Annotated in this window: 19 protein-coding genes; 15 read left to right on the top strand and 4 right to left on the bottom strand. The window is 69.9% G+C overall.

Features of this window, described 5'->3' with window-relative positions; translation table 11 throughout:
• Positions 1–31 precede the first annotated feature (31 nt).
• Genes MCHLDSM_RS11595 through MCHLDSM_RS11585 form a run of 3 tightly spaced genes read left to right on the top strand, consistent with a single transcriptional unit; the run spans position 32 to position 3,734 of the window.
• Positions 32–2,221 carry a xanthine dehydrogenase family protein molybdopterin-binding subunit gene (locus tag MCHLDSM_RS11595; RefSeq protein WP_048470163.1) on the top strand — a complete coding sequence of 730 codons (2,190 nt, stop codon included), beginning with the start codon at positions 32–34 and terminating at the stop codon, positions 2,219–2,221.
• Positions 2,218–2,757: a (2Fe-2S)-binding protein gene (locus MCHLDSM_RS11590; RefSeq protein WP_048470162.1), complete on the top strand. Its 540-nt coding sequence runs from the start codon at positions 2,218–2,220 to the stop codon at positions 2,755–2,757. The genes MCHLDSM_RS11595 and MCHLDSM_RS11590 overlap by 4 nt, the downstream gene beginning before the upstream one ends.
• Positions 2,751–3,734 (top strand): FAD binding domain-containing protein, encoded by a 984-nt coding sequence (locus tag MCHLDSM_RS11585; RefSeq protein WP_048470161.1) that lies wholly within the window; start codon positions 2,751–2,753, stop codon positions 3,732–3,734. Before MCHLDSM_RS11590 ends, MCHLDSM_RS11585 begins: the two co-directional genes overlap by 7 nt.
• Here MCHLDSM_RS11585 and MCHLDSM_RS11580 read toward each other — a convergent pair.
• On the bottom strand, positions 3,731–5,314 hold the full coding sequence (locus MCHLDSM_RS11580) for an APC family permease (RefSeq protein WP_048470160.1): 1,584 nt from the start codon (positions 5,312–5,314) through the stop codon (positions 3,731–3,733). The two genes, MCHLDSM_RS11585 and MCHLDSM_RS11580, sit on opposite strands and share 4 nt — an antisense overlap.
• A 214-nt stretch (positions 5,315–5,528) precedes the next feature.
• Here MCHLDSM_RS11580 and MCHLDSM_RS11575 point away from each other — a divergent pair, with 214 nt between their 5' ends.
• Positions 5,529–5,870 carry a DUF3349 domain-containing protein gene (locus tag MCHLDSM_RS11575; RefSeq protein ID WP_048470159.1) on the top strand — a complete coding sequence of 114 codons (342 nt, stop codon included), beginning with the start codon at positions 5,529–5,531 and terminating at the stop codon, positions 5,868–5,870.
• Here MCHLDSM_RS11575 and MCHLDSM_RS11570 read toward each other — a convergent pair.
• Entirely contained in the window at positions 5,867–6,913 is a 1,047-nt protein-coding gene (locus tag MCHLDSM_RS11570; protein WP_048470158.1) for an NAD(P)-dependent alcohol dehydrogenase, read from the bottom strand. The two genes, MCHLDSM_RS11575 and MCHLDSM_RS11570, sit on opposite strands and share 4 nt — an antisense overlap.
• Before the next feature lie 143 nt (positions 6,914–7,056).
• On the bottom strand, positions 7,057–7,722 hold the full coding sequence (locus tag MCHLDSM_RS11565) for a TetR/AcrR family transcriptional regulator (protein ID WP_048470157.1): 666 nt from the start codon (positions 7,720–7,722) through the stop codon (positions 7,057–7,059).
• 265 nt (positions 7,723–7,987) lie between these two features.
• On the opposite strand from MCHLDSM_RS11565, the gene MCHLDSM_RS11560 reads away from it, so the two are divergent.
• From MCHLDSM_RS11560 to MCHLDSM_RS11510, 11 genes are read left to right on the top strand one after another with little or no spacing between them, the layout of a single operon-like run.
• Positions 7,988–9,946 (top strand): dipeptide ABC transporter ATP-binding protein, encoded by a 1,959-nt coding sequence (locus tag MCHLDSM_RS11560; protein WP_109788785.1) that lies wholly within the window; start codon positions 7,988–7,990, stop codon positions 9,944–9,946.
• The gene (locus tag MCHLDSM_RS11555; protein WP_048418048.1) at positions 9,946–10,818 is read left to right on the top strand and encodes an ABC transporter permease; all 873 of its coding nucleotides are present in this window, start codon (positions 9,946–9,948) and stop codon (positions 10,816–10,818) included. The genes MCHLDSM_RS11560 and MCHLDSM_RS11555 overlap by 1 nt, the downstream gene beginning before the upstream one ends.
• Positions 10,815–11,819 carry an ABC transporter permease gene (locus MCHLDSM_RS11550; RefSeq protein ID WP_048470156.1) on the top strand — a complete coding sequence of 335 codons (1,005 nt, stop codon included), beginning with the start codon at positions 10,815–10,817 and terminating at the stop codon, positions 11,817–11,819. The genes MCHLDSM_RS11555 and MCHLDSM_RS11550 overlap by 4 nt, the downstream gene beginning before the upstream one ends.
• A complete protein-coding gene (locus MCHLDSM_RS11545) occupies positions 11,820–12,467 on the top strand; it encodes a cysteine hydrolase family protein (protein WP_048418050.1) in 648 nt (215 codons plus the stop codon). It begins immediately after the preceding gene.
• Positions 12,464–14,044: an ABC transporter substrate-binding protein gene (locus tag MCHLDSM_RS11540; RefSeq protein WP_048470155.1), complete on the top strand. Its 1,581-nt coding sequence runs from the start codon at positions 12,464–12,466 to the stop codon at positions 14,042–14,044. The genes MCHLDSM_RS11545 and MCHLDSM_RS11540 overlap by 4 nt, the downstream gene beginning before the upstream one ends.
• Positions 14,044–14,871, top strand: a complete 828-nt coding sequence (locus MCHLDSM_RS11535; RefSeq protein ID WP_048470154.1) for an N-acyl homoserine lactonase family protein — start codon at positions 14,044–14,046, stop codon at positions 14,869–14,871. The genes MCHLDSM_RS11540 and MCHLDSM_RS11535 overlap by 1 nt, the downstream gene beginning before the upstream one ends.
• The gene (gene allB / locus MCHLDSM_RS11530; RefSeq protein ID WP_048470153.1) at positions 14,871–16,169 is read left to right on the top strand and encodes an allantoinase AllB; all 1,299 of its coding nucleotides are present in this window, start codon (positions 14,871–14,873) and stop codon (positions 16,167–16,169) included. Before MCHLDSM_RS11535 ends, allB begins: the two co-directional genes overlap by 1 nt.
• Complete coding sequence (locus tag MCHLDSM_RS11525; protein WP_048470152.1) at positions 16,166–16,918, top strand: aspartate/glutamate racemase family protein; 753 nt, start codon at positions 16,166–16,168, stop codon at positions 16,916–16,918. The genes allB and MCHLDSM_RS11525 overlap by 4 nt, the downstream gene beginning before the upstream one ends.
• A complete protein-coding gene (gene alc / locus MCHLDSM_RS11520; RefSeq protein WP_234713951.1) occupies positions 16,915–17,940 on the top strand; it encodes an allantoicase in 1,026 nt (341 codons plus the stop codon). The genes MCHLDSM_RS11525 and alc overlap by 4 nt, the downstream gene beginning before the upstream one ends.
• Entirely contained in the window at positions 17,937–18,464 is a 528-nt protein-coding gene (locus tag MCHLDSM_RS11515) for a hypothetical protein (RefSeq protein ID WP_048470150.1), read from the top strand. The genes alc and MCHLDSM_RS11515 overlap by 4 nt, the downstream gene beginning before the upstream one ends.
• Positions 18,461–19,525, top strand: coding sequence for an isopenicillin N synthase family dioxygenase (locus MCHLDSM_RS11510; RefSeq protein ID WP_048470149.1), 1,065 nt, complete (start codon positions 18,461–18,463; stop codon positions 19,523–19,525). Before MCHLDSM_RS11515 ends, MCHLDSM_RS11510 begins: the two co-directional genes overlap by 4 nt.
• On the opposite strand, the gene MCHLDSM_RS11505 is transcribed toward MCHLDSM_RS11510, so the two are convergent.
• On the bottom strand, positions 19,518–20,618 hold the full coding sequence (locus tag MCHLDSM_RS11505; RefSeq protein ID WP_201780374.1) for an iron-siderophore ABC transporter substrate-binding protein: 1,101 nt from the start codon (positions 20,616–20,618) through the stop codon (positions 19,518–19,520). The genes MCHLDSM_RS11510 and MCHLDSM_RS11505 overlap by 8 nt on opposite strands.
• Positions 20,619–20,754 lie beyond the last annotated feature (136 nt).

The following is a 20,754-nucleotide window of genomic DNA, read 5'->3' as shown; positions in this document are numbered from 1 at the left end:
GATCGACGCGGATCGCTGTGAGACTGAGGCGGTGAACGAATCCGTCGGGCGTCCGGTGTCACGGGTCGAGGGGGCCGACAAGGTGACCGGGCGGGCCCGCTACACCGCCGACACCCCGGTCGACGGCGTCACCTTCGCCGCGCTGGTGCAATCGGAGATCCCGCACGGCAGCGTCACCGCCGAATCGGTGGCCGCGGCGGCGGCGCTCGCCGCTACGGCACCGGGCGTGCTGCACGTGCTCACACCACTGAATTGTCCTGCGTTGCACGTTCTTCCGGAGGAACTCACCTGGGATCTCCCGTTGGAGCGCCGGCCGCCGCTGTCCGATCTGTCCGTCCAGCACGTCGGCCAGCACCTCGCGATGGTGGTGGCCGACACCCCGGAGAACGCGGCTCACGCCGCCTCCCTGATGTCCTTCGACTACGAGCGCGCGCCCGCTTCGCTGTCCGCGGCGCAGGTGCAGGCCGATCCGCCTGTCGCCGACGACGGACACGGCGCGGTCCGCCACGGCGCCTACCGGCCCGACCATTTCGTCAAGCTGACCGAGGAGAAGCTGCAGGACCGGCGCGGCCCCGAGGTCGAACCGCAGGGCATCAGGGTCGAGGCCACCTACACGACCCCGGAGAACGCCCACTATCCGATCGAGCTGTCGGCGACCATCGCGCAGTGGGACGGCGACACGCTCGTCGTACACGACAGCACCCGGTGGATCACCGGTGAGCGACGCGCACTGGCGGCCTGGCTCGGAATCCCCGAAGACCGGATCCGGATCCTGTCACCGCTCGTCGGAGGGGCGTTCGGTTCCAAGAGCTTCCTGTGGATGCACGTGGTGCTGTGCGCGGTGGCGGCGCGTGCGGTGCGCCGTCCGGTCAAGCTCGTCCTGACCCGCAATCAGATGTTCACCTCCACCGGTCACCGTCCGCCCACCGAGCAGCGGATCTCCCTGGTCGCCGACGACACGGGCGCCCTCGCCAGCACCGAACACCACACCCTGACCGAGACGTCGACCGTCGCGCACTTCTGCGAACCGACCGGGTTGTCGACACGCTTCCTGTACCGCTCGCCGCGGCTGGAGGTGTCGCACACCGTCGCCCGGATCAACGCGCCCACCCCCTGTTTCATGCGGGGACCGGGGGAGGCCCCGGGGCTGTTCGCACTCGAAGTGGCCATGGACGAACTCGCCGAGGCCACGAATCGCGACCCGCTGCAGCTGCGGCTGGCCCACGTGACCGACCACGATCAGACCAACGGGCGGCCGTGGTCGGCCGCCGACCTGGCCGGGTGCTACCTGGCCGGGGCACGCCGATTCGGCTGGGAGAACCGCCCGATGATGCCACGGACGTTGTCCCGCAACGGTGTCCAGGTCGGCTGGGGCATGGCCACGGCGACCTACCCGGGCCGCAGGATGCCCGCCGGCTGCCGGGTGCAGACCCTGCGCGACGGCCGTGTGCGGTTCAGTGCGGCGACACACGAGATCGGCACCGGTGTCCGGACGGTGATGGCACAGGTCGCCTCCGACGCCTCCGGGCTGCCCCTGGACCGGGTCAGCTTCGACTCCGGGGACTCGGCGTTCCCCGACGCCCCGTACAGCGGCGCCTCCCAGACCACCGCGACCGTCGGCTCCGCGGTCTTCGCCGCGGCGCGGGAGTGGAAGCGCCGGCTGGGCGGCAGAACCCTTGCTGCCGAGGGTGTTTCCGCCGAGCTCGCCGACGAGCTGAGTTTCACCGTCACCAGCGACGGGGCCCCCGACGGCGACGCGGCGTCCCAGTCGTTCGGCGCGCACTTCTGCGAAGTGGAGGTCGACGAAGCGTTGGGCCGCGCCACGGTCACCCGCTGGGTGGCCGTGATGGACTGCGGCCGGGTGCTCAACCCGAAGCTGGCGGCCAACCAGGTGATGGGCGGCATCACGTTCGGTGTGGGCATGGCCCTGCTCGAACAGGTGCCCCACGATCCCCACACCGCCCAGCCGCTCGGCGAGTACTACGTGCCGACGCACGCCGACCGGCCGCATTTCGACATCAGCTTCCTCGAGCGGCCGGATTACGCGCTCGACCCGATCGGCGTGCGGGGGATCGGTGAGATCGGCACCTGCGGGGTGAGCGCAGCCATCGCCAACGCCATCCACCACGCCACCGGAAAACGCCTGCGCGCGTTGCCCATCACGCTCGAGGCTCTGCTGGAGCCGTCCGGGCCCGAACAGGAAGGTGTGCTGCGCCCATGACGTCACCCACCCACCGCGTACGGCTCACCGTCAACGGCGACCGGCGCGAGCTCGACACCGATGTCCGCTCGACACTGCTCGACCTGTTGCGGGAACGGCTCGGGCTGACCGGCACCAAGAAGGGATGCGACCACGGTCTGTGCGGGGCATGCACCGTCGAGGTCGGCGGCCGGCGGGTGCTGAGCTGCCTGACGCTGGCGGTGTCGGTCGACGACGCCGAGGTCCGCACCGTGGAAGGGCTCGCCGACGGCGACGAGCTCGATCCGCTGCAGCGCGCCTTCATCGAGCACGACGGCTTCCAGTGCGGGTACTGCACACCGGGGCAGCTCTGCTCGTCGCGGGCGCTGCTCCGCGAATACGCCGAGGGCGACCTGTCCGCGGCCTCGTTCGAGGGCAGCCCCGACGACGTCGTGCACGGCCCGCCCCGGCTGACCGAAGCCGAGATCCGGGAACGCATGGCGGGCAACATCTGCCGGTGCGGCGCGTACGCGAACATCGTCGCCGCGATCGCCAGCGCACACGAGGCGTCATGTTGACCTTCGCCTACCGCCGCGCCACCAGCATCGACGACGCGCTCAGCGCGGCGGCCCACGGCGCCCGCTACTACGCGGGCGGCACCAACCTGCTCGACCTGATGAAGACCGGGGTGGAGACACCGTCGGCGCTCGTCGACATCGGCGACCTCGACCTGGCGTCGGTGCACGCAACGGCCTCCGGCGGCCTGCTGATCGGCGCCGGGGTGTCCAACAGCGCCGCGGCCAACCATCCGCTGGTGCGCGCGGCGTATCCGGTTCTGTCCCAAGCGATTCTGTCGGGGGCGACCACACAGATCCGCAACATGGCCACCGTCGGCGGGAACCTGGTGCAACGCACCCGCTGCCCCTACTTCATGGACCCCGCATTCGGTGCGTGCAACAAGCGGTCTCCCGGTTCAGGCTGCGCGGCGCTGGCCGGATTCAACCGCGAGCACGCGCTGTTCGGCGCCAGCACCGACTGCGTCGCCGTGCACCCCTCCGACATGGCCGTCGCCTTGGCGGCGGTCGACGCCGTCGTGCACGTCGCCGGTCCGTCGGGGCCGCGGTCGATCCCGATCGGCGACTTCTTCACACTGCCGGGCGAGCATCCCGAACAGGACAACAGCCTCGCGCCGGGCGAGCTGATCACCGGCGTCGAGCTCCCGCCGTCCCCCTACGGCGCGCGCAGCTGGTACCTCAAGGTCCGCGACCGGCACAGCTACGCCTTCGCGCTGGTCTCGGTGGCCGTCGGCCTGGACATCAGGGACGGCGTGATCCGATCCGCGTCCGTGGTGCTCGGCGGCGTCGCGGCCACACCGTGGCGGGTGGCCGCCGCCGAAGCCGAACTCGTCGGCAGAACCGCCGACACCGAGGCCTTCCGGTCGGCCGCGCGGATCGCCGTCGCCGGCGCAGAACCGTTGACCCAGAACGGGTTCAAGGTCCTGCTGGCGCGCAACAGCGTGGAGCGTGCGCTGAGCCGCGCAGCCGGGCGCGGCTAGCTCCGCTCGTGACTGTCCTCCATCACCGTGCGGCCGATCTCGGCGTAGGTGTCGGGCCGGGAGAAGCGCAGCCACAACGCGTAGGCGATACCGACCAAGAACACCGCGGCGATCAGGTACGGGGCGCTCTTGAACACCAGTGAGTTGGCCGCGTAGCCGGCCGCGAACGCGCGGTTGTCCCACAGCAGCCAGACCACGTAGCCCATCGCCACGGCGCCGATCAGCGGGCAGATCAGCGTGGTGATGATGTTGCCGCGGTGCGTCTTGCGGACCCAGAAGAACCAGATCACCGCGATGGAGCAGATCGCCTGCACGAGCAGGATCGCCGCGGTCCCGATGAGCGCCAGCAGGCCGTAGATGTTGGTGTAGGGCACCAGGGTCGGGGTGTCGACGGGCAGGCCATTGGCGTCGGGCACCTGCACGGCGGTGAAGACGAAGAACAGCAGCACGATCACCATCGTGATCACGCTCTGCACCGCCGAGGCGATGTAGGGCGAACCGTGCTTGGGGTGGGCCGCGCCCAGCGTGGATTTGACCTTGGCGGCCGGGATCTCACGACCGAGTGCGAACAGGTAGCGCGAGGCCGCGTTGTGGAACGCCAGCGCGCACGCGAAGGAGCCGATCACCAGCAGGATCTTGTAGACGTCGAGCAGGAACCCGCCGAGGTTGGCGTCGACCAGGTTGAAGAACAGATCCAGCGGCGAGGAGCTGATGGACGCCTCCACCGAGGTCTTCGCGCCGTTGCCGGCCAGCACCATCGCGGAGATGAACGTGTAGAACAGGCCGAGCCCGATGACGGCGATCAGCGTCGCGCGGGGGATGATCTTCTTCGGGTTGCGGGATTCCTCGCCGTACACCGCGGTCGTCTCGAATCCGACCCAGGACCAGAAGGCGAAGAACAGACCGACCGCCATGGACCCGGCGGCAGCCGCGGTTCCGAAGGCGCCCTCGGGCAGGCTCTCGAAGGCGTTGTTGAGCAGCACCGTCTGATCGAGCATGAAGCCGTCGGGACCGCCGCCCTTGGCGATGACCGTGAAGGCCAGCGCGAGCAGGATCAGCACCTCCGACACCAGCGTCACGCCCAGGATCGCGGCGGTCAGGCTGATGTGGAAGTGGCACAGCACGCCGATGACGACGATGGCGGCTATCGCGAACACCAGCCACGGGATGTTCACTCCGACAATGGTGTTCACCGCGTCGTTGGCGAAATACGCGCAGCCGCCGATCAGTGATCCCTCGAACACCACATAGGCGAAGGTGGCCAGGAAGCCACTGGCCATGCCCCACACCTGGCCGAGGCCGTGGGAGATGAATCCGTAGAACGCGCCCGTCGTGGTGATGTGCCTGGCCATCGCCACGTACCCGAGCGCGAACAGGGTCAGGGCGATCGTCGCGAACAGGAAGCCCGCCGGGGCGCCCAGTCCGTTGCCGAAACCGACCGCGATCGGCACGTTTCCGGTCATCGCCGTGATCGGCGCGGCGTTGGCGACCGCCATGAAGATGACGGCGACCATGCCGATGGCGCCCTTCTTCAATCCTGCGGGCGCAGCGGACTCGACTGCTGCGGATTCAGTGGCCATGGGGTCTCCTGACGGGCGAATCAGTGCTGAATCGGCCCGCCCACCGGCGGACCGTTCAGAAGCGTCGCACTGTATAGACCACCCGACAACCGGAGAAATCCAGTGTTTACATGGCTCCCAGCGATTTCACAGCTGTGGTCGCGGGGATGAATGCCCGGCGAACACTGAGGCCGGTTCGGCACCGTTCGGGGGCGCAACGGCCCACACTGGGGAGATGGCCGCCACGTCGTTGCTGAGCTCGATCCTGAACTGGCTGCGTGCCGGTTATCCCAGCGGCGTGCCGGGTCCGGACCGGGTGCCGTTGCTGGCGCTGCTGCGGGCCACGCCGCTGACCGAGGACCAACTCCGCGAGGTCATCGCGCACATCAGCGCGGAGGATGTCTCACCGGCTGTTCACGGGGCCATCGACAGCGACGAGATCGCCGCCTTCATCGCCGATGTGACGCACCACGACGCCGGACCGGAGAACGTCGCGCGGGTCGCTGCGCGGTTGGCCGCGGCCGGATGGCCGCTCGCCGGTGTGGATCTCGGCGAGCAGCCGGCCGACGGGGATTAGCGCAGCGTGGCGGTGTCGATCACGAAGCGGTAGCGCACGTCGCTGGCGAGCACCCGCTCGTACGCCTCGTTGATGTAGTCGGGCTGGATGACCTCGATCTCCGGGGTCACGTCGTGCTCGGCGCAGAAGTCGAGCATCTCCTGGGTTTCGGCGATGCCGCCGATCAGCGACCCGGACAGCCGGCGCCGACCGAAGATGAGTGCGGGCGCGGGCACCTCCATGGGGCGCTCGGGCATGCCGAGCTCCACCAGCGTGCCGTCGAGGGCCAGCAGGCCCAGGTAGTCACCCATGTCGAGGTTGGCCGACACGGTGTTGAGGATCAGGTCGAACTTGCCCTTGAGCTTCGTGAAGGTGTCGCGGTCACTGGTGGCGTAGTACTCGGACGCACCGAGGCGCAGACCGTCCTCCATCTTCTTCAGCGACTGGCTGAGCACCGTGACGTGGGCGCCCATCGCGACCGCGATCTTGACGGCGAGATGACCCAGACCGCCCAGACCGATCACCGCTACCTCGGTGCCCGGGCCGGCGTTCCAGTGCCGCAGCGGGGAGTAGGTGGTGATGCCGGCGCACAGCAGCGGGGCCGCCTTGTCCAGCGGGATGGACTCCGGAATGGTCAGCACGTAGTTCTCGTCGACGACGATCGCGCCGCTGTATCCGCCCTGGGTGGGCTGCCCGTCGAAGCCGACGGCGTTGTAGGTGCCCACCATGCCCGGGTTGTTGCAGTACTGCTCCTCGCCGGCCAGGCAGAACTCGCACTCGCGGCAGGAGTCCACGAAACATCCGACGCCCACGCGGTCGCCGACCGCGAACTTGGTCACCTCGGATCCGACCTCGGTGACGATCCCGGCGATCTCGTGACCGGGCACGACCGGGTAGGCCGCCTGGCCCCACTCATCGCGCACGGTGTGGATGTCGGAGTGGCAGATGCCGGCGAAATGGATGTCGAAGGCCACATCGTGGGGTCCGACCTCGCGGCGCGTGATCGTGGTCTTCGTCAACGGCTCGCCGGCCGCGGGGGCCGCGTATGCGGAAACGGTGCTCAATGTCTCATCCTCTTCTCGTCTTTGGTGCAGGCGTGCGCCCCGAACCGGGGCGTGCCGAAACCTGGGCCGCGATCGCACGACCTCACGAACCAACACCCAGCGTGCCCCGCTTCATCCGTCGGCAAGCGCTCCCGTGAGAAGGATCACCGTGCTCCGGCGGTCAGAACCTCCGTGGTCCGATCGTGCAGCGCGTCGGGGTCGGGCACGCCGAGCACCCGCAGACACGCGTCGGCGACGTGGCGGGGCAGCTGGTCGCGGCGTTCTCCCTCGGGGGTCGACCACATGTTCACCAGCGATTCGACCAGCCGGAACGGGAGGTCGGCGGCCGCCGGGTCGACACCGGTGCCCCGCGAGATCGGCAGGCTCAGCTTCAGGTAGTGCCTGCGCAGGCGTTCGCGGTCGGAGTAGAACGGCTCGAGCCGGGCATCGCGCAACTCGGGCAGCAGGTAGAGCGCCCCCAGGTTCCAACGACCGCTGAGCAACTGTGTGCCGTCGAAGACCGCCAGCGCGTGCAACTGCTGCGCCTCGCTCATCGCCGGGCGCGCGGCGCGCAGGGCGGGGATGAAGGACAGGGTGGGCGACACCGTCTGGCTCAGCAGCGCGCAGAGGATGTCGTCCTTGGTCTTGAAGTAGTGGTAGAGCGACGCCTGACGGATGCCGACCGTCTCGGCGATGTGCCGGGTCGAGGTTCCCGCATAGCCCTGCGTGGTGAACAATTCGCCTGCGGCATCGAGGATTTCGTCTCGGGCGGTGGTGCCGGGACGTCGCTGGGCGTGCAGACGTGGCCGTCCGGCCCGGGTCAGCGGCATGGTCCCATCGTGGCTCATCGTCGATCCAAAGGGTATCGCCGACCATATCTGTCACACGATAGAAACGTCGGACACCCATCGGTTACCTCGGCAGCCGATTGGTTACGCCAGCGACACCCACAGGGCTCGACGCACGGGAAAACTGTCGATCGACAGGCCGGTGGCACATCGACGAGCCGCGGCAACACATTTCCCGACGAATCCTGGAGTGGTCGATTTGGGCAGCACCGCATCCACCGTCGCCGTGCCGGCGACGAGTCCGGGGATGCCGCCGAACCACGACCCGGTCGCCACGGTCGCCGATCTGCGGGTGACGTTCTCCCGCAACGGACGTGACATCCACGCCCTGCGTGGCGTGTCGCTGGCCATCGCGCCGGGCGAGATCGTGGGCCTGGTCGGCGAATCCGGCTCCGGCAAGAGCGTGCTGGGCTTCAGCCTGCTCGGCCTGCTGGCCGACGGCGCACGGATCCGCGGCAGCGTGCGCGTCGCCGGCTCGGACATGGTGCCCTCGATGCCCGGGTTCGACGCCAGGAACCTGCGGAAGGTGCGCCGACTGGATCTCGGTGCCGTGTTCCAGGATCCGATGACGTCGCTGAACCCGACCATGCGCATCGGCAGGCAGGTCGAGGAGGCCGCGGGCAGCGCCGAGGAGGCGCTGCGGCTGCTCACCGCCGTCGGCATCCCCGATCCGAAGGCGCGGATGCGCGCCTACCCGCACGAGTTGTCCGGCGGCCTGCGTCAGCGCGTGATGATCGCGATCGCGATCGCCGGCGACCCCGAGTTGATCATCGCCGACGAACCGACGACAGCCCTCGACGTGACCGTGCAGGCACAGGTTCTCCGGCTGCTCGAGCGGCTGCGCGACGAGATCGGCTGCAGCATCGTGCTGATCACCCACGACCTCGGCGTCGCCGCCCAGATCGCCGACCGGATCGCCGTGCTCTACGCCGGACGGATCGCCGAGATCGGGCCCACCGCAGCACTTCTCGAGAGTCCCGCTCATCCCTACACCCACGGTCTGCTTCGATCCCGGCTGACCTTGCAGACCCGACGGGACCGGCAGCTGGCCGCCCTGAGCGGCTCGGTGCCGAGCGCCGCCGCACCGCTGCCGGGCTGCGCGTTCGTGCCGCGGTGCGCGCTGGCCGACGACGACTGCACGAAGACACCGCCCGACCCTGTCGCGGTGGCTCCGCAGCGGGTGAGTGCGTGCCTGCGTCCCGCAGCCCGCGTCGCCGAACTCGACGCCGTGGCAGCCCCCGATGAACCGCCATCGGCGCCGGCCCACCAGCAGGGGGAGACCTCGCAGCCCGTCGTCGACCTGCGTGAGGTCACCAAGACGTTCACGGTGGCGCGCCGCTGGCTCGACCGCACCGACAGCGGCGGGAAACTGCATGCGCTGCGGGGCGTTTCGGTCCAGGTCGGGCACGGCGAATCGGTGGCGCTGGTGGGGGAGAGCGGCTCGGGGAAGTCGACGTTGCTGCGGGTGATCGCGGGTCTGGAGAAGGCCACCTCCGGGCAGGTGACCGTGAGCGGGGACCAGCGGCCGCAGATGGTGTTCCAGGACGCCGGTGCGTCATTGACGCCCTGGCTGTCGGTCGGGGAGATCATCGGTGAACGGATCAGGGGCGGTACGCGTCGGGAGCGGCCCACCGCGGTGGCCGAGGTCCTCGAGCGGGTGGGGCTGGCTCCCGACATCGTCAAGGCGCGGGCCGGTCAACTCTCCGGCGGTCAGCGTCAGCGGGTGGCACTGGCCCGGGCCACCGTGATTCCGCCGGCGGTGCTGCTGTGCGACGAGCCGACCAGTGCGCTCGACGTCTCACTGGCCGCGTCGGTGCTCAACCTGATCGGACAGCTCAGGCGCTCCCTGCACATGTCGGTGGTGTTCGTCACCCACGATCTGGCCGTGGCCCGTGTCGTGGCCGACCGCATCGCGGTGATGTACCTGGGCCGCATCGTCGAGATCGGCCCCGCCGACCAGGTGATCACCCAGCCCACCCACCCCTACACCCAGGCGCTCGTCGACTCGATCCCCGATCTGGGTCGCGAATTGCGTTCTCTGGCAGGAGAACCCGCGAGCCCGCTGGCGCCGCCGCCGGGATGCGCGTTCCATCCGCGCTGCCCCGTCGCGATCGACGCCTGCGCCGACCCCCGCCTCGACGTCCGGCTGGAGGGCCGCCCCGGCGGCGAACACCGCGTCGCCTGCATCGAGAGGCGGGCCCACTGATGGCGGTCGCGCTCCCCGCGTCGGGCCTGATCCGGGGCCGTCAGCGACGACTGCTGACACTGCCGGGGTCGAACTCGACGCTGCTCAACGGGATCGGCTTCGCGACGATCCTCGTCGTCACCGCGGTGGTCATCGCCGTACCGGTGCTCGCACCGCATGACCCACTGCTGCCCGTCGGGGTACCGCTGCAGGCGCCCGGGAAGAACGGATTCCTGCTGGGCACCGACAGCATCGGCCGCGACATCCTGTCGCGGGTGCTCTACGGCGCCCGCTCGAGCTGGTTCGCCGCACTGGTCGTGGTGGCGGTCGGACTGTTCATCGGGGGCCTGGTCGGGGTGATCGCGGGCGCGACCGGCGGCTGGGTGGACACCGTCCTGATGCGCATCACCGATGCCTTCCTGTCGCTGCCCGCTCCGGTCCTCGCGATCGCCGTGGTCGCCGCGCTGGGCCCGGGTTTCGTGCACACGCTGATCGCGGTGTCGATCGTCTGGTGGCCGTTCTACGCCCGGCTGGTGCGCGGCGAGATCGCCCGGCTGGCTGCGCGCCCACACGTCGAGGCCGCGAAGCTGGCCGGCGTCGGACCGTGGCGGCTCGCCCGGCGGCATCTGGTGCCCGGAGCGGTGCCCAACGCTCTCGTCGCCGCCAGCCTCGACATCGGCACGCTGATCCTCACCCTGGCGTCACTGTCGTTCCTCGGCCTCGGCCAGGCCGCGCCGGCACCCGAACTCGGCGCCGACTCGGCACGCAATCTCAGTTACTTCCTGCAGCAGTGGTGGATCCCGGTGATGCCCGGTCTCGGGGTGCTGGTGCTGGCGCTGGTCGGCAACATCGCCGGGGACTGCCTGCGCAACCTCATGAAGGGCCGTGCATGAAGACCTTCGTGGTGACCCGGCTGTGCGCGATGGTGGCCATCCTGGTGGCGCTGACCGCGGTGATGTTCCTGCTGCAGCACATCTCGCCGCTCGATCCCGTCAAGGCGCAGCTGGGCGCGCAGGCCTCGGCGGAAGCCGTCGCGGCGCGCCGGGACGCCCTGGGCCTCAACGAACCGGTGCCCGTGCAGTTCTGGAACTATCTGACCGGCGCGGCCACGGGTGACCTCGGTACGTCCTACCGGACCCGGCACGCGGTGCTGTCCGACCTGGGCGACTTCGTCCCCGCCACAGCCGAACTCGCCCTCTACGGGCTGACGATCGCCGTCGCGCTCGCGGCACTGCTCGCGTTCAGCACCACGCTCAAGTGGCCCGGAGCAGGGGTGCTGCGCGCCGTGCTGTTCACCGGGTCCTCGGCGCCGATGTTCCTGCTCGGCATCCTCGGCCTGCTGGTGTTCTACAAGACCCTGGGCTGGGTGCCCGCCAACGGACGCATCGCGGTCGCCAACACGCCCGACGGGCCGACCGGTCTGCTCACCGTCGACGGGCTGCTGCACGGCAGGCCCGACGTCACCATCGACGCGTTGCACCACCTGATCCTGCCGGCGCTGGTGATCGCGCTGGGCCCCGCCGTCGCGATCGGCCGGGTGCTGCGGAGCAGCCTGCTCGGCGAGGTCGACAGCGACTACGCCCGCACCGCCCGCGCCAAGGGGCTCTCCGAACCCGCGATCATGGCCCGGCACGTGCTCCGCAACTGCGTGGGCGCCGCACTGTCGATGACCGGTCTGCAAGTGGGGCTGATGTTCTCGGGTGTTCTGGTGGTCGAGCAGGTCTTCGGCTGGCCCGGCATCGGCCAGTACATCGCCCAGAGCATCCCGGTCGCCGACTTCCCCGCCATCGCCGGGGTCACGCTGATGCTCGGCGCCCTCTATGTCTTCGTCAACACGGTCGTGGACCTGCTTCAGGCCGCCGCCGACCCGCGCATCGCAATCACAGGAGGATAGGTGCCGAAACAGCCACTCATCGTGGGCAATCCCGTTCTGGTCGTCGTCGACATCCAGGAGGGCGGCGGCATGTCCGCCGACGACGCCGGCATCCCCGTGATGCCCGGCCACGGAGATCGTGTCGCCCGGGCGGAACGGTTGGTCGCCGCGGCCCGCCGTGCCGGGATCCCGATCGTGTTCTTCCAGGAAGTGCACCGTCCCAGTGGCATCGACTTCGGCCGGGAGCTCGACGGTGTGGAAGGCGAACACTGCGTGGAGGGCAGGCCCGGCACCGACCTCGAGCCGACCCTGCGACCGATCCTCGACGGCCCCAACCACGAGTTCCACATCGTCAAGCGGCGCTACTCCGGCTTCATCGGCACGGAGTTCGAGATCGTGCTGTCCGGATTGAAAGCCGACACGCTGATCCTGATCGGCGGGTTGACCGACGTCTGCGTGCACTACACCTTCGCCGACGCGCACCAGCGCGACTTCTACGTCCGGGTGGTGACCGACTGCGTGGGCGGCTCCTCGCAGTACCGCCACGATGCCGCGCTGGACGCGATGGAGTACCTGCAGGCCGGTGCGCAGCGCAGCACCGACGAGATCCTCGACGCGTTCGCGTCGCTGACGTCCCCCGACGCCGTCCTCGAAGGAGCGCTCCGATGATCCGTCGCCTGAAAGCGGTGTCGGCGCTCGCCGCCGCGGCCGCGTTGATACTGAGCGGCTGCGGCGGCTCGGACTCGGGCAGCAGCACCCCCAGTGCGGCCCCCACCGACAAGGTGCTGCACCTTTCCTTCCTGCAGGACCCGGGCCAGCCGCCGGACCCCGACATCTTCTACGCCGGTCAGGGCCTGCTGTTGACGACCAACACCTACGAGGGTCTGCTGCAGTACAAGGCCGGCACCGACAAACCGGAACTGGAACCGCTTCTCGCGACCGAGTGGACCGCATCTCCGGACAACAAAGTGTTCACCTTCAAGCTCCGCGAGGGCGTCACGTTCCACGACGGCACCCCGTTCACCTCGGCGGCGGTCAAGGCGTCCTTCGACCGCAGGCTCGCCGTCGACCAGGGGCCCGCCTACATGGTCAAGGACGTGGAATCGGTGACCACGCAGGGCGACTACGGCGTCACGATCACGCTCAAGGCACCGAACTCGGCGTTCCTGGACTACCTGGCGTGCCCGTACGGACCGCGGATGCTCAGCCCTGAGGGTCTGCGCAAGAACGCGGGCAGCGACAACGCGCAGGGGTATCTCACCAACCACGACCTGGGCACCGGGCCGTACGTCCTCACGGCCGCCGACGTCGGATCGCGATATGCGCTCGAGGCCTACCCCGGGTACTGGGGCACCAAGCCGTATTTCGAGAAGGTGGAGATCCCCGTCATCACGGACGTGTCGGCGCAGCAGTTGCAGTTCAACAACGGTCAGCTCGCCGCGATCCTGCACGACCTGCCGTCGTCGGCGGTGCAGTCGTATCTGGACAACAAGGCCTACGCGAACTACTCGCTGCCGACGATGATGTCGAACTACCTCTACGTCAACCCGCACAAGGGCATGCTGACCGACGCCAAGAACCGCACGGCGCTGTTGCAGGCCGTCAACGTCGACGAACTGGTCAAGCAGACCTACTTCGGGCGCGGCGATGTGGCCGGGCAGATCTACCCCACCAACATGATGGGAGAGCAGTACGCCAAACAGGAAGTGCCGCATGACCCGTCGGTGCTCGCCGGCATCGCGGGCGGCCTGCCCGCCGACCAGAAGGCCATCACTGTCGGCTACGACTCGAGCAACCCGGACAACCAGTTGATCAGCAACCTGATCCAGACCCAGTTGGCCGCGGCCGGTCTGACCGCCAAGGTGCAGGCCTACCCGACGTCGGAGATCTACGGCTGGATCGGCACCGACGGCCAGGCCGCACCCGAGGTCTTCACGGCGTTGGCCTGGCCCGACGCGCCGTCCCCGTACACGTGGGGGCACATCTCCTGGGATCCCGACGGCGGCCTCAACTACCTGGGCTGCTCGGCGCCACCGGTGACCGACGCGCTGGCCCGTGGTCTGCCCACCGGGTCCGACGCCGACTTCTCGGCCGCCGGCCTGGAAGCGGTCAAGACGGGGTGCTGGCTCAACGTGGCCGACGTCAAGGACTTCATGGTCGCCCAGCCGTGGCTGAAGGGCATCGAGGCCGCCCATGTCGTGACCAACCCCAATTCGCTGCGGCTGGCGGCGTTGTCGGTCGGCTGATGGCGACGCTGGTCCGCCGCAGCGGCGTGCGACGCATCGTCCTGCTGACGCTGGGATGGGAGGACCTGCCGAAGAACGTGTCGGTCTACGGGCTTCCGCCCGAGGAGCGGTTCCGGTGCCCGGTGCCCGGGGTGCTGTTGCAGACCGACGGCGGCTGGGTGCTGCTGGACACCGGCTTCAACACCGCGCTGATCCGGGACCCGTATCTGCGGCGGCGGTACTTCCCGTCCGCGGAGTACCAACCGGTGCTGCCGGGTCCCGGTGAGCCCATCGAGGAGTCCCTGTCCGAGATCGGGATCGACGTCGACGACATCGGGCTGGTCGCGGTGTCACATCTGCACGTCGACCACGCCGGCGGCCTGAAGCTGTTCGCCGGCCGGGTGCCGGTGCACGCCCAGCGGCGCGAACTCGACTACGGTCTGTCCAATCATCCGGAGCCGCAGCGGCATTCCATCTTCCGGGTGGACTTCGACGATCCCGCTATCGACTGGCGGCTCGCCGACGGAGAGGCCGAGATCGCGCCGGGTATCACCGCGATCCCGACGTACGGGCACACGCCGGGCCATCAGAGCTTCCTGGTCGAACTCGACGAGTCCGTCGGCGGGGGCGGATACGTCTTCGCCTTCGACGCGGCCGATCTGACCGAGAACATCGAGGGGGAACTGCCGATCGGCGGTTTCATCGACGTCGACCCGCAGGACACCGTCGAACCGATCCGCCGGCTCAAGAGGCTGGCCCGGGACAAGGGCTACCCGCTGATTCCCGGCCACGACCCGCACGTGTGGCCGGAGATGACGCAGCACTTCCGCGAGCGGTTCGCGCACTGATGGATCTGGTGCTGCGCGCCGAGCGGGTCCTTCTCGGTGGCGAGATCCGGCCCGCCGCGGTCGCTGTCGCGCAGGGGACCGTCGTCGACATCGGACCACCGGATGCGGCGTACGCCGCGCAGGACGACGTGTGGGTGCCGGCGGGCGCGGTCCTGCTGCCCGGGTTCGTCGACACCCACGTGCACATCAACGCACCCGGCACCGACTGGGAGGGCTTCGCCACCGCAACCGAGGCCGCGGCCCGCGCGGGTATCACCACCGTGGTGGACATGCCGCTGGACTCGGTCCCGGTGACCACCACCGTCGAGGCGCTGCGGATCAAACAGGCTGCCGCGCAGAGTGACTCCTGTGTCGACGTGGCGTTCTGGGGTGGTGTGGTACCCGGCAACCTCGGCGCCCTGCACCCGTTGGCCGAGGCGGGGGTGCGGGGCTTCAAGTGCTTCCTGGCCGACTCCGGCAACCCCGACTTCCCGCACCTGTCGCCGGCGCAGTTCCGCGCGGCGGCCGCCGAGGTCGCCGCACTCGACGCGGTGCTTCTCGTGCACGCCGAAAGCCACGCCGTCCTCGCGGCCAGCCCGTCACCGAGCGGAGCCGGCTACGCATCGTTTCTGGCGTCGCGTCCCGACTCCGCCGAGGTCGACGCCGTCGCGCTGGCCCTCGACACCGCACGCAGCACCGGAGTGCGCCTCCACCTCGTGCACGTGTCGAGTGGGCAGACGCTCGAGCTGATCGCCGACGCCAAGGCGGCCGGCGTCGCGGTGACGGCGGAGACCTGCCCGCACTACCTCACCTTCGCCGCCGAGACCATCCCCGACGGCGCCACCCAGTTCGCCGCGTGCCCACCGATCCGGGCCTGTGCCAACCGCGATCAGCTGTGGAGCGCGCTCGCGGACGGCACGCTGGACATGATCGTCTCCGACCACTCGCCGTGCACACCGGAACTCAAGGGCGACGGCGACTTCCGAGACGTCTTCGCCGGCATCAGCTCCCTCCAGCTGAGCCCGCGCGCGGCCTGGACGCAGGCCGCCGAACGCGGCTTCGGCCTCGCCGACCTCAGCCGGTGGATGTCCGAGCGGCCCGCCCGGCTGGCCGGGTTCACCGACCGCGGCCACATCTCCGTCGGCGCGCGCGCCGATCTGTGTGCCTTCGACCCGGACACGGCCGACACCGTCCACGCGGCCGAGCTGCGTCACCGCCACCCGGTGAGCCCCTACGACGGGTCGACGCTGCGCGGAGGGGTGCTGGCGACGTGGGTCGCCGGCGACGCGGTCTACCGGTCCGCCGGGGTCGCGGCATGAGAATCCTGGTGCTCAACCCCAACACGTCACCGACGATGACGGCCGAGATCGCCGCCGCCGCGACCGCGGCTGCGCATCCCGGAACCGACATCGTCTGCTCCGCACCACGATTCGGTTCGACCGCGATCGACTCGGCCGCCGAGAGCTACCTGTCGGCCGTCGGGATGATGGACGCCGTCGCGACTCTGCTCGGCGACGGCGCCTTCGACTACGACGCGGTGGTGCTCGCCGGCTTCGGGGAGCACGGCCGCGACGCACTGGCCGAGATGCTCACCGTCCCCGTGTTCGACATCGCCGAGTGCGCCGCGCACGTCGCCGCACTGATCGGACGGCGGTTCTCGGTGGTGACGACGCTGGCCCGCTCCATCGCGCCGATCGAGGACCGGCTGCTGCTGGCCGGTCTCGACGCGCACTGCGCGTCCGTGCGGGCCTGTGGACTCGGCACCGCCGAGGTGGACGCCGACCCGGCCGGCGCCGTCCGGGCCATCGTCGAGGAGGCGGCCCGCGCGGTCACCGAGGACGGCGCCGACGTGATCTGCCTGGGCTGTGCCGGCATGGCCGGGGTGACGACCGCGATCTCGGACGAGGTGGGCGTGCCCGCCGTCGACGGCGTCGCGGCCGCCGTCGCCCTGGCGCAGGCGGTGGTGGGCCTCGGGTTGTCGACCAGCAAGGCGGGCGTCTACGCGCCCGGGCCGGACAACCCACGCAGTCATTGGCCGCTGTCGCGCGCACTGGGGATCAGCTCGTGATCGGCCCCGGCGCCGTGGATCTCGCGTCGCGTCGGCTCGGGGGCAGTGTCGTGGCCGCCAGCGACGAATCCTTCGGCGTCAAGGAACGCCTCATCGACCCGTCCGAGCCGGCGTTCGTCCCCGGCACCTACGATCTGCGCGGCGAAGTGGTCGACGGCTGGGAGACCCGCAGGCATGCCGGCCCGGACGGCGACTGGGTGATCGTCCGACTGGGCGCACCGGGGCGGCTGCGCACCGTGGACGTCGACACCCGGTTCTTCTCCGGCAATCATCCGACCAGCTGCCGCGTCGACGCGTGCGTGCTCGGCCTCACCGACGACCCGACGGATCCCGGCACCGGCTGGGTGGAGCTGACACCGTGGACCGTACTGCACCCGGATTCGTCCAATCCGCTGACGATCGCCGACCCCAGGCGGTGGACCCACCTGCGGCTGCGGCTGGGATCCGACGGCGGGGTGGCCCGTCTGCGCGCCTACGGCGAGGTGATTCCGGATCCGCTGTCCTGGACCGACGTCAGCGTCGAGGTGTCCGGGGTCGAACAGGGTGGCCGGGTCGAATGGTGCAGCGACAGCCACTATTCCGATGCGCACGCGCTCATCCGGCCCGACCGGCCCCGCAACATGGGAGACGGCTGGGAGACGCGCAGGCGGCGCGACATCGGCCCCGAGACCCATGACGCGGTGATGGTGTCGTTCGCCGCGCCCGCACATCTGCGCCGGCTCGAGATCGACACCTCCTATTTCGTGTTCAACGCCTCGCGGGAGATCTCGGTGCTGGGCAGTAGGCACTGTCCCGACGGCGAGAACGGTTGGGCGCTGGTGCCGTTCGACATCCCCGTGCTGGCCCGCACACCACTGGCCGCCGACGCGCGGCACACCTTCACCGTCGACGTGCCCGAGATCTGTGCCCTGCGGGTGCAGGCCTACCCCGACGGTGGACTCGCCCGGGTGCGCGCCATCGGCACGCCCACGCCGGACGGTATGCGCCGCCTGCAGAAGCGGTGGGAGGAGACCAGTGAATGAGTGAGGTGTCGATCGCCCGGTGCCGGGGACTGTGGCGCCGCACGCTGCTCGTCTGCGCCGACGGCGCGCGGGACACGGGCACCGACGTGGTGTGGCTGCAGGGCCTGACGCGCTACGTCGATTCACGCGGCTTCGCGGGCACGCTGACCCAGAACGGCGACGTCTTCTCGTGGCATCGCGATGTAGACGTCGAGCCCGGCGAGCTTCCCGACGAGGGCCGGATGCGCTGGGAGGCAGACACACTGGTGGAGACCGGGGTGCACGAGACCTACGAGGAGCACTGGGTCCGCGAGTGCGGGGCCACCGAACCGGCCGGGGCGCTGCTGTTGTCCACTGGTTCCGGGGCGCCCGCGGTGCTGGTGCGCGTCGGGGGCCTGGTCGGCTGGGCCACCGCGGCGGGGGCGCGCATCGAGCACGTGCAGCACGGGGACTGGCAGGTTCACGACGACATCCACGGTGCGCACGTCATCGCCGACGGGCAGCGCTGGAGGGTCGTCACACGAGAAGGGGACGTCGAATCGTGAGCAGCGCAGCACCATCTCAGGCATCGCGGTCCTTCACCGAGGTGCCGGTCGTCGACATCAGCGGGCTGTTCTCCGACGAGCACGCCGACCGTGAGCGGGTGGCCGCCGCGATCGGGGTGGCGGCGCGCGACGTGGGCTTCTTCTACATCAGCGGGTCCGGGATCGACGAGACACTCTTCGACGGGTTGTTGGCCGCGGCGAAGCAGTTCTTCGCACTCCCGCTCGAGGAGAAGATGCGCACCTACATCGGGCTGTCCCGGTGTCACCGGGGTTATGTGCCGGTGGGCGAGGAGGGCGTCGAATCGGGAGCGATCGGCGATCTCAAGGAGGCGTTCGACACCGCGTTGGATCTACCCGTCGATGATCCCGACCATGCGGCGGGCAATCCGATGCTGGGACCGAACACGTGGCCGGATCTTCCCGGTTTCGCCGACGCGGTGACCGCCTACTACGACGCGGCGCTGGCCGTCGGGCACCGACTGCTGTGGGCGTTCGCGGTCGCGCTGGGCGAGGACCCCGACGTCTTCTCGCGCCACGCCACCAAGACGCCGAGTCAACTGCGCCTGGTGCACTACCCGTACAACCCCGACGCACACGACGCGCAGGGGATCGGGGCGCACACCGACTACGAGTGCTTCACGTTGCTCAAACCGACGGCCCCGGGCCTGGAAGTCCTCAACGGCGCGGGGGAGTGGATCGACGTCCCGCCGATCGAGGGCACCTTCGTGGTCAACATCGGTGACCTGCTGGAGCTGTGGACGAACGGCGAGTTCGTCGCGACCAGTCACCGCGTCCGCAAGGTCGCCGAGGAGCGCTATTCGTTCCCGCTGTTCTTCAACGTCGACTACCACACCGAGGTCAGCCCGCTGCCGCAGTTCGTCACGCCGGGTGCCCCGGCGCGGCCGTCGCTGCGCGCCGGCGAACACCTCTTCGCCCAGACCGCACAGACATTCGCGTATCTGCGACGGCGCATCGACACCGGCGAACTGGTGCTGCCGGACGGGGCGCTGCAGCCCAACCAGTTCGGGCAGCAGGCGCGCCATGCCGACCGGATCAGTTGATCGGCGCGTTGACCAGTCGCAGGTCGGCGACGATGCCGCGGGCGGCGACGATGCCCTCGCCGGTCTGCCAGATCTCGTTGTTCACCGCGAAGACCCGGTTGTCCCGGTTGGCCGACAGCCGCTTCCAGGCGTCGCTGCCCATCACCTTCGGCGCCCGCTCGCGCGCCTCGGCGGTGGCGAACGACACGTAGATCAGGTCGCCCTCGGCGGCGGTGAAGTCCGGCGAATTCGCGAGGTCCTCGTCGGTGATGCCCACCTCGACATAGGGCTTGTCGCCGAACCGTTGCGCCGGCGGCCGGTCCACCCCGACGTCGGCGAGCACGCTGCCCGCGAAGTTGTCGGTGCCGAACACCCGCATCGTGGTGTCGGTGAACTGCACCACCGAGGCCTGGAAATGCGCGGCGTCGTGGTCGGCGCCGGTCTTGTCGGCGGCCCGCTCGAAGTCGTCGATGAGCCGGTTGGCGGCGTCGAGCCGGCCGGTGGCCGCACCGACCGTGCGCAGGTCGTCCTTCCACGCGACACCGGGCGCTCCGCTGAACACCGTGGGAGCGATCGCTGTGAGCGCGGGGTGGTCCTCGGGCGTGAGCGCGACCGAGCCCAGGATCAGATCGGGTTGTGCGGACCGGATGGCGTCGAGATCGGGATCGCTGCGCGTGCCGGCCGCGGGCAGGTCGTGGACCGCGGCGCCCAGATACGACGGCTGGTCCGGCGAGCCGTCGGGCAGCGCGGCGGCGACGACGCGCGACTGCAGGCCCAGCGCGCACAGCGCGTCGAGTTGGTCGCCGGCGAGCGCCACGATGCGCTGTGGGTCGGCGCGCACCACGGTGGTCTCGGGGATCGGCGGGGTGATGGCGTGCCCGGTCGCGTTGCGCACCTCGCGGTCGGGGGGACCGTCGTCGAGCGGCGCAGGGTCCGGGGCACACGATTCGTCGGGCCGCCGGTCGTTACCGAGCACCCCGGCGCTCGCGACGCGGGTGGTGCTGGTGATGATCGAACCCTGGGTCGCCGTGCTGGGTTCGCCCGACGAGCCGCACCCGGCCAGGATCAGCGCCACGCCGAGCGCTCCTGCTGCCCCCGCCGCCCGCACCGACACGTCGCAGACGGTAACACCCACCGCCGTCGGCGCTGCTCAGGCCACGCGTCGGCCGAAAAAGGAACGCAATTACGACGGTTTGTAGGACCACCGCCACCTCTGTCAGGTTCGGGAGTTACGATTCATGTCAAACATC

Origin of the sequence: Mycolicibacterium chlorophenolicum, assembly GCF_001044235.1 — a bacterium.
GTDB classification, from domain to species: domain Bacteria; phylum Actinomycetota; class Actinomycetes; order Mycobacteriales; family Mycobacteriaceae; genus Mycobacterium; species Mycobacterium chlorophenolicum.
Note: the sequence above shows the minus strand (reverse complement) of the source record. Positions and strands in the feature narration are given on the sequence as shown.